Annotated in this window: 3 protein-coding genes; 2 read left to right on the forward strand and 1 reads right to left on the reverse strand. The window is 27.5% G+C overall.

Annotated elements, in window-relative coordinates:
* On the reverse strand, positions 1-1,207 hold a 1,207-nt coding region (gene mobQ / locus ACKTSC_RS13335; protein WP_407857825.1), incomplete at its 3' end, for a MobQ family relaxase.
* Between the two features lie 291 nt (positions 1,208-1,498).
* On the opposite strand from mobQ, the gene ACKTSC_RS13340 reads away from it, so the two are divergent.
* Positions 1,499-1,798, forward strand: coding sequence for a hypothetical protein (locus ACKTSC_RS13340; protein ID WP_002325624.1), 300 nt, complete (start codon positions 1,499-1,501; stop codon positions 1,796-1,798).
* A 2-nt stretch (positions 1,799-1,800) separates the two neighbouring features.
* On the forward strand, positions 1,801-2,013 hold a 213-nt coding region (locus tag ACKTSC_RS13345; protein WP_407857826.1), incomplete at its 3' end, for a hypothetical protein.

Here is a 2,013-nt window from a genome sequence, read left to right on the forward strand (position 1 = left end):
ACTGATCTTTATTCAATAACTGTTTTCTAAATATGGTTTCATTAACCATTGCTCTAACTTCGTGATTTGAAAATTTGTCAATATTCAAACTTGGATAAGATTTTTTGAAGAATCTTTCTGCTTGTTTGTCTAAAATTTCATTTGCCTTTGTAAGCATATCTCGTTCACTAATAATTTTACTTAACATCAAACGTTGTTTTTGAATTTCCATTTTATTATTAAAGATAAGTGAATTTTCCCACCTCTTTAATTCACTAATTCTTTTGTCAATATTTTCATCATTGACAAATATTTTTAATTCTTTCGAAAGGTTTTTCAATTCCTTTTTCTCTAAAGGTGAAAATGTTTTTTCAAATTTTAAAGTAAAGTTTTGGTCTTGTTTTAATACTTTTTCTTGATTTTCAAGTTTATCAAGTTCGCTTAAAACATCATTGTAACTTTGAATTTCTAAATTTTTTCTTTTTAACTCGCTTATAACTCCTTTATCTTCTAATTTTTTTGAGTAAAATCCTTCGTGAATTGTTGGTAGTTCTTTTTTTCCAAGTTCCGCATGAGATTTTTCTGTTATTTGTTGATCGATATTTCTATCTTTTAAATATTGGTTGACTTTATCAGCCCAATCTTTACGAATGTCGGAAACAAGAGATTTTCTATCCCAATCATTTGTTTTAATTGAAACGGTTACTCTTTGCCCTTTTTCGTTAAAAATCTGATTACCATTTTCATCTAGTTTAGGTATTCTTTTTCTTTTATTTAGAATATTACCTTCACTATCTACTTCTCTCATTGTTAACATGATATGAGCATGAGGATTGTTTTCATCATCTCTATGAATGGCTACATCTGCAATCATTCCTTCACTGACAAAGTTATCTTTTACAAAATCTTCAATCAACATTCTTTGGTCTGAATTATTTAATTCAATTGGCAATGCTACATTTAATTCTCTACACAGTCTAGCATTAGGTTGCTTTTCAGATAATTCCATTTTATTCCACAATGTCTGTCTATCTAAATACTCATTAGGAACATAATCAGGTTTTAAAATAAAAGCTTCTGGTTTAACATTTCTATGGTTGTATAGATTAGTTTTTTCGTATAGTTCACTATACAATTTTTCACCGCTTCGATAAGAAGCCATTGCAATTAAACTTCTTTTTCCGCCTTCTCTTTTTGCTATTGTCATAGATAAATGGAAGATTGCCAATTGTATCACCTCTCTTTCTTTTCAAACATGAGCGTAGCAAATTTTAACAAACACGCTTGACGATAAAACTGAACGAATGTTACGTTTTATAGCATATTAACCACAAACGTAAGTTAGTGGGTGTAAGTGCGCTCTTAGTAAAACATCTAAGGGAATTCTCTATAAATTAATTTTACCACTTATCAATGAAAAAGTAACTATGTTTAACCTGACATTTCCGTTTATATTTATTGATTTTAGAAATATAATATAATATGATAGACATATACAAATTATCAGGAGGGATATTTTATGGAAAACCAAGATCAAAACATCAAGACAGAAAATGAGCAAATCATTCCAAAAACAAAACCAAAAAAGAGAAAGAAAAAAACTGTTTCTGATATTGAACTTCAAATTAAAGAATTACAAAAGAAAAAAGAAGAATTAATTCTGAAATCAAAAGCAGATATTGGTGATTTTGTCCTTTCTACTCTTTCAAAAAATGATATTTCTATTGAATCGATTGAAGAAAACAAAGAATTATTCTATGACGAATTAGAAACTTTATTAAATGCGAATAGTCAAAATTTTTCTGAATTACTTAAATAGTTATGGCAAATAATGATTTAAATGACATCAACAAAAGAATAGAAAAACTAAAAATTCAAAAAAATATTTTGCGAGCGAATAGCGAGCAAAATATTAACAGAAAAAGAAGAACAAAGCGTCTAATTGAAAAAGGTGCTTTGTTAGAAAAGTATTTTGAAATTGACTACTTAACTGTAGAAGAAACGGAAGAATTTTTAAAAATTTTTTCTGAGTAT

Origin of the sequence: Enterococcus hailinensis, assembly GCF_045862035.1 — a bacterium.
Taxonomy (GTDB): domain Bacteria; phylum Bacillota; class Bacilli; order Lactobacillales; family Enterococcaceae; genus Enterococcus_A; species Enterococcus_A hailinensis.

What these genes read in the sequence shown, in the direction of transcription:
- ACKTSC_RS13340 (WP_002325624.1), top strand. Translation starts at nt 1,499, where the DNA reads ATGGAAAACCAAGATCAAAACATCAAGACAGAAAATGAGCAAATCATT.